This is a genomic window from Streptomyces sp. NPDC015345, from assembly GCF_043078805.1.
Taxonomy (GTDB): Bacteria; Actinomycetota; Actinomycetes; order Streptomycetales; family Streptomycetaceae; genus Streptomyces.
In genome coordinates, this window is sequence record NZ_JBIBTX010000009.1 from 350,516 (window position 1) to 356,750 (window position 6,235).

At 68.9% G+C, this 6,235-nt stretch carries 7 protein-coding genes; 5 read left to right on the forward strand and 2 right to left on the reverse strand.

Going from position 1 to position 6,235, the window contains the following annotated elements; genetic code table 11:
- Positions 1–20 precede the first annotated feature (20 nt).
- Together dapB and ACF062_RS32905 are read left to right on the forward strand one after the other, a co-directional pair.
- Positions 21–773 carry a 4-hydroxy-tetrahydrodipicolinate reductase gene (gene dapB, locus ACF062_RS32900; protein WP_392143246.1) on the forward strand — a complete coding sequence of 251 codons (753 nt, stop codon included), beginning with the start codon at positions 21–23 and terminating at the stop codon, positions 771–773.
- A gap of 16 nt (positions 774–789) precedes the next feature.
- Positions 790–1,242, forward strand: a complete 453-nt coding sequence (locus tag ACF062_RS32905) for a hypothetical protein (protein WP_223777128.1) — start codon at positions 790–792, stop codon at positions 1,240–1,242.
- 19 nt (positions 1,243–1,261) lie between these two features.
- Here ACF062_RS32905 and ACF062_RS32910 read toward each other — a convergent pair whose 3' ends face one another.
- Complete coding sequence (locus tag ACF062_RS32910; RefSeq protein WP_392143247.1) at positions 1,262–1,822, reverse strand: PH domain-containing protein; 561 nt, start codon at positions 1,820–1,822, stop codon at positions 1,262–1,264.
- 109 nt (positions 1,823–1,931) lie between these two features.
- Positions 1,932–2,171 carry a hypothetical protein gene (locus tag ACF062_RS32915; RefSeq protein WP_223777130.1) on the reverse strand — a complete coding sequence of 80 codons (240 nt, stop codon included), beginning with the start codon at positions 2,169–2,171 and terminating at the stop codon, positions 1,932–1,934.
- Positions 2,172–2,361: 190 nt separating this feature from the next.
- Between ACF062_RS32915 and thyX the strand changes: the two genes are divergently transcribed.
- The 3 genes from thyX (at position 2,362) to ACF062_RS32930 (ending at position 5,985) form a co-directional block, all read left to right on the forward strand.
- A complete protein-coding gene (gene thyX, locus ACF062_RS32920) occupies positions 2,362–3,102 on the forward strand; it encodes an FAD-dependent thymidylate synthase (protein WP_223777131.1) in 741 nt (246 codons plus the stop codon).
- A 189-nt stretch (positions 3,103–3,291) separates the two neighbouring features.
- Complete coding sequence (dapA, locus tag ACF062_RS32925) at positions 3,292–4,191, forward strand: 4-hydroxy-tetrahydrodipicolinate synthase (RefSeq protein ID WP_223777132.1); 900 nt, start codon at positions 3,292–3,294, stop codon at positions 4,189–4,191.
- A gap of 108 nt (positions 4,192–4,299) precedes the next feature.
- Positions 4,300–5,985, forward strand: coding sequence for a ribonuclease J (locus ACF062_RS32930; RefSeq protein ID WP_223777133.1), 1,686 nt, complete (start codon positions 4,300–4,302; stop codon positions 5,983–5,985).
- Positions 5,986–6,235: the final 250 nt, after the last annotated feature.

A 6,235-nucleotide genomic window follows, 5' to 3' on the forward strand; every position in this document is an offset into this window, starting at 1 on the left:
TCCCGTAAGGAATGAAGGACATGAGCAAGCTGCGCGTGGCGGTCATCGGCGCCAAGGGCCGCATCGGCTCCGAGGCCGTGAAGGCCGTCGAGGCCGCCGACGACATGGAACTGGTCGCCGCCCTCGGCCGGGGCGACGAGCTGGAGTCACTGGCGAAGGCCCGCGCCCAGGTCGCGGTCGAGCTGACCCACCCCGACTCGGTGATGGACAACCTCGACTACTGCGTACGGCACGGCATCCACGCCGTGGTCGGCACGACGGGGTGGACCGACGAGCGCCTCGCGCGGCTGCGGGAGGCGCTGGCCGCGTCCCCGGGGACGGGCGTGCTCATCGCCCCGAACTTCTCCATCGGCGCCGTCCTGACGATGAGGTTCGCGCAGATCGCGGCGCCCTACTTCGAGTCCGTCGAGGTCGTCGAGCTGCACCACCCGAACAAGGCCGACGCCCCGAGCGGCACCGCCTCGCGCACCGCCCAGCTCATCGCCGAGGCCCGCAGGCAGGCGGGCAGCGCCCCGCAGCCCGACGCCACGACGACGGCCCTGGACGGCGCCCGCGGCGCGGACGTCGACGGCGTACGGGTCCACTCCGTGCGCCTGCGCGGCCTCCTGGCCCACCAGGAGGTCCTGCTCGGCGGCGAGGGGGAGACCCTGACCGTCCGCCACGACTCGCTGCACCACAGCAGCTTCATGCCGGGCATCCTGCTCGGCGCGCGCCGCGTGGTGAGCACCCCGGGGCTGACCTTTGGCCTGGAACACTTCCTGGACCTCGGCTGAGCCGGGAAGCGAACCCATGCGAGCGAAGATCACCTATGCCGTCACGGCTGCCGTCCTGGTCGTCTACTTCGTCCTGGTCGGCAGCCGCGGCGTGCTCCTGATACAGCACGGCACCGCGCTCACCGTCACCTTCGGGGTCGCGGTGCTGATCCTGCCGGTCATCGGCGTCTGGTTCCTCTGGAAGAACACTCAGTTCGTCCAGCGCGCCAACCGCCTCGCCGCCGAACTGGAGGCCGAAGGCGGCCTCCCCGTCGACGAGTTGAAGCGCACCCCCGGCGGCCGCATCGACCGTGACTCGGCCGACGAGGTGTTCGCCCGCCGCAAGGCCGAGACCGAGGACGCGCCGGACGACTGGCGCTGCTGGTTCCGCCTGGCCGTCGCCTACCACGACGCCAGGGACACCCCGCGCGCGCGAAAGGCGATGCAACGCGCCATCGCCCTGCACGCGGGCAAGCCGGTGAACGTCTAGCGCAGGGTGGGGCCGCGGCTCACGCCGTGGCGCGGTACTCGTCGGCCCACACCTCGATGGAGTCGGCCGCCCGGTTGAACGCCTCGTGCCGCGCCAGGAAGTCGGCGTTCCGATCGGTCAGCAACAACTGCTGCCCGTCGCCCGCCGCACCCCGGCGTACGAGGATGAGGGCCTGCCCCTGCACCGTGCGGGGCAGCCCGAGCCACCGCACCGGCTGCTGAGCGGTCCGCACGGCCTCGACCTGCTCCCACGGCACGGTCCGCGTCCTCAGGAAGCCGACCCTGCGCACTCCGCGCGCGCTCACCCAGGTGCCCACGCGCAGCAGCCGCAGGGCGCCCGCGACGATGAGCAGCGCGAGGCCCGCGCAGATCGCGGCACCCGCGAGCCTGTCCGCGAACGCGATGATCACCGCGGCGAAGAGGATGTACGAGGCGAGCAGCAGCAGAAGTGCGGCGACGCCCACCCGCCAGGGCCCCGGACGGTAGGGGCGCCGCCATTGATCGCGGTCGTCGAAGGGCAGCGCGTCGTCGAGCGCCGCGTCGTCGAAAGCGCGGTCCGCGGTCAGGAAAGGCAGGGGCACGGGCTGATCCTCACTCGATCCACGCATGGGCTGTGCCCGGTGAGGCTATCGAGCCGCGTCCCCCGCTACCACCCTCGGGGGTCCGGACGAGTGCTCCGGACCGGCCAGGTCAGCGACCGTCCGAGGCCTCGGACTGCTGTGTCCGGGCGGGTGACTGATCGGCGGACATGGCGGGCATCCCGAAGAGCAGGGATCCCACGAGACCGGCCACGACGGTCAGGCCGATGAGCGTGCGGCCCGCGATCTGACTGGCCGACGCGCGCTCACGGGGTGGGGGAGTGACGTTGCTGCGGAACTTGTCGGCTTCGGCGATGAAGGCGAACGGGACGGGCTCTCGCCGACGGAACATGGGGCGCGCTTCTCCTCACGGGTCTCGAACGTTGTCTCTCGACTGGATAGACGATCGAATCGCCCAAAAGGTGCCCTGTTTCGGCAAATTAGTCGAAGAATGTCGTGGCGGGTCACCGAACGGCCGATTGTCGGTGCCGGGCCATAGAGTGGGCGCCGCCCGAGTGATGCACATGGAAGGACCCCCGCCTGTGAGCGAGACCCCCACCGAAGACCTCAAGCCCAGCTTCCGCAGCGAGGTCACCGTCGAGCTCGTGAAGCACGCCGCAACCGACTCAGACGTCCTGTGGGCCGCCCGGGTCTCCACTGCGGGCGAGCAGTCGCTCGACGAGCTCCAGAAGGACCCGGAGCGCTCCAAGGGCCTGATCAACTACCTGATGCGGGACCGCCACGGCAGCCCCTTCGAGCACAACTCGATGACGTTCTTCATCAGCGCCCCCATCTTCGTCTTCCGCGAGTTCATGCGGCACCGAGTCGGCTGGTCGTACAACGAGGAATCGGGGCGCTACAGGGAGCTGGAGCCCGTCTTCTACGTCCCCGACGAGTCCCGCAAGCTGGTCCAGGAAGGCCGCCCCGGCAAGTACGTCTTCGTGGAGGGCACGCAGGCCCAGCAGGAGCTGACGGGCCGCGTCATGGAGGACTCCTACCGCCACGCGTACGAGGCGTACCAGGAGATGCTCGCCGCCGGCGTGGCCCGCGAGGTCGCCCGCGCGGTGCTCCCCGTCGGGCTCTACTCCTCGATGTACGCGACGTGCAACGCCCGTTCGCTGATGCACTTCCTTGGCCTCCGCACGCAGCACGAGCTCGCGAAGGTCCCCTCCTTCCCGCAGCGGGAGATCGAGATGGTCGGCGAGAAGATGGAGCAGCACTGGGCGGAACTGATGCCGCTCACCCATGCGGCCTTCAACAAGAACGGACGCGTGGCGCCGTAAGGCACTGATGTACGGATGCGCGGAGCGAAGTGTCCGTATTGCGGCACTTCGTGAAGTTCATCTAGCCTGATCAAACGGATCCGGCACTGCTTGAACCCCCGAGCAGGCAGTGCCGGGTCCTCACTTGACAGGCCCGCTCACGTCCCCCGAGGGGGGACCCCGCGCTGAGCAGCGAGTAGCGTGTTACCCATGGCTCCGACCTCCACTCCGCAGACCCCCTTCGGGAGGGTCCTCACCGCCATGGTCACGCCCTTCAAGGCGGACGGCGCACTCGACCTCGACGGCGCGCAGCAGCTCGCCGCCCACCTGGTGGACGCAGGCAATGACGGCCTCGTCATCAACGGCACCACCGGTGAGTCCCCGACCGTCAGTGACGCGGAGAAAAACGATCTCGTACGAGCCGTACTGGACGCCGTCGGAGACCGCGCCCACGTCGTCGCGGGCGTCGGCACCAACGACACCCGCCACAGCATCGAGCTCGCCCGCGCCGCCGAGCAGGCCGGCGCCCACGGCCTGCTTACTGTCACGCCGTACTACAACAAGCCCCCGCAAGAGGGCCTGCTCCGGCACTTCACGGCGATCGCCGACAGCACCGGCCTGCCGGTCATGCTGTACGACATCCCGGGTCGTAGCGGCGTCCCGATCAACACCGAGACGATCGTCCGCCTCGCCGAGCACCCCCGCATCGTCGCCAACAAGGACGCCAAGGGCGACCTCGGCCGCGCCAGCTGGGCCATCGCCCGCTCGGGCCTCGCCTGGTACTCCGGCGACGACATGCTGAACCTCCCGCTCCTTTCGGTCGGCGCATGCGGCTTTGTCTCCGTCGTCGGCCACGTCGTCACGCCCGAACTGCGCGCGATGCTGGAGGCGCACCTCACGGGCGACGTCCAGAAGGCCACGGAGATCCACCAGAAGCTGCTCCCGGTCTTCACCGGCATGTTCCGCACGCAGGGCGTGATCACGACGAAGGCGGCGCTCGCCCTCCAGGGCCGCCCCGCCGGTCCACTCCGCCTGCCGATGGTGGAGCTGACGCCCGAGGAGACGGCACAGCTCAAGATCGACCTCGCGGCCGGCGGGGTACAGCTTTAACCACAGACTTCACAACTGAATACGTCCCGAACAACAACTGCTACTGCACGAACGTCATACGCGCCACGTGCCCCGGAGGTACGTGGCGCGCGTGGTGAGGAGAGTCTTTTGAGTCATCCGCATCCTGAACTCGGCGCCCCGCCGAAGCTCCCGAAGGGCGGCCTGCGGGTCACCCCGCTCGGTGGCCTCGGCGAGATCGGTCGCAACATGACCGTCTTCGAGTACAACGGTCGCCTGCTGATCGTCGACTGCGGAGTGCTCTTCCCGGAGGAGGAGCAGCCCGGAATCGACCTGATCCTGCCGGACTTCACGTCCATCAGGGACCGCCTCGACGACATCGAGGGCATCGTCCTCACGCACGGCCACGAGGACCACATCGGTGGCGTCCCCTATCTCCTGCGCGAGAAGCCGGACATCCCGCTGATCGGCTCCAAGCTGACCCTCGCGCTGATCGAGGCGAAGCTCCAGGAGCACCGCATCCGTCCGTACACGCTCGAGGTCGTCGAGGGCGACCGCGAGCACCTGGGCCCGTTCGACTGCGAGTTCATCGCGGTCAACCACTCCATCCCGGACGCCCTGGCCGTCGCCATCCGCACTCCCGCGGGCATGGTCGTCGCCACCGGCGACTTCAAGATGGACCAGCTGCCGATGGACGGCCGCCTGACCGACCTGCACGCGTTCGCGCGGCTGAGCGAGGAAGGCATCGACCTTCTCCTCTCCGACTCGACGAACGCCGAGGTCCCGGGCTTCGTGCCGCCCGAGCGCGACATCTCGAACGTGATCCGCGGTGTCTTCGCCGGTGCCCAGAAGCGCATCATCGTGGCCAGCTTCGCCAGCCACGTGCACCGCATCCAGCAGATCCTGGACGCCGCCCACGAGTACGGCCGCAGAGTGGCCTTCGTCGGCCGCTCGATGGTCCGCAACATGGGCATCGCCCGCGACCTCGGCTATCTGCGCGTGCCGCCGGGCCTCGTCGTCGACGTCAAGACCCTCGACGACCTGCCCGACAGCGAGGTCGTCCTGGTCTGCACGGGTTCCCAGGGCGAGCCGATGGCCGCGCTGTCCCGCATGGCCAACCGCGACCACCAGATCCGCATCGTCCAGGGCGACACGGTGATCCTGGCGTCGTCCCTGATCCCCGGGAACGAGAACGCGGTCTACCGCGTGATCAACGGCCTGACCCGCTGGGGCGCCAACGTCGTCCACAAGGGCAACGCGAAGGTGCACGTCTCCGGCCACGCCTCGGCCGGCGAGCTGCTGTACTTCTACAACATCTGCAAGCCCAAGAACCTGATGCCGGTCCACGGCGAATGGCGCCACCTGCGCGCCAACGCCGAGCTCGGCGCCCTCACCGGCGTCCCGCACGACCGGATCGTCATCGCCGAGGACGGCGTCGTCGTCGACCTCATCGAGGGCAAGGCCAAGATCGTCGGCAAGGTCCAGGCCGGATACGTGTACGTCGACGGCCTCTCCGTCGGTGATGTCGGCGAGCCCGCGCTGAAGGACCGCAAGATCCTCGGGGACGAGGGCATCATCTCGGTCTTCGTCGTGGTGGACTCCAGCACCGGCAAGATCACCGGCGGTCCCCACATCCAGGCTCGCGGCTCGGGCATCGACGACGGGGTCTTCACCACCGTCACCCCGAAGATCCAGGAAGTCCTGGAGAAGTCGGCCCAGGACGGCGTCGTCGAGCCCCACCAGCTGCAGCAACTCATCCGCCGCACGCTGGGCAAGTGGGTCTCGGACAACTACCGCCGACGCCCGATGATCCTGCCGGTCGTCGTGGAGGTCTGACCCTCCTGACCGCGCGATCCACGGAGCGGGGCGCCTCGATTTGCATCGGGGCGCCCCGCTCCGTTAGGTTTACGGCTCCGCCCAACCGGGAAGCACCGCGCACTCACGTGCGAGGGGCCCAACCCGAACGGGGCGGGAATTCCGACTCAGAATCTCTGATAAAGTCGGAGCCGCCGGAAAGGGAAACGCGAAAGCCGAAAGGCCGGAGCGGGAACCGGAAAGGCACCGAGGAAATCGGACACGAAAGAGT

Coding starts and splice junctions, on each gene's coding strand:
- ACF062_RS32915 (WP_223777130.1), bottom strand. CDS start 2,171: ATGTTCCGTCGGCGAGAGCCCGTCCCGTTCGCCTTCATCGCCGAAGCC.
- ACF062_RS32905 (WP_223777128.1), top strand. CDS start 790: ATGCGAGCGAAGATCACCTATGCCGTCACGGCTGCCGTCCTGGTCGTC.
- dapA (WP_223777132.1), top strand. CDS start 3,292: ATGGCTCCGACCTCCACTCCGCAGACCCCCTTCGGGAGGGTCCTCACC.
- dapB (WP_392143246.1), top strand. CDS start 21: ATGAGCAAGCTGCGCGTGGCGGTCATCGGCGCCAAGGGCCGCATCGGC.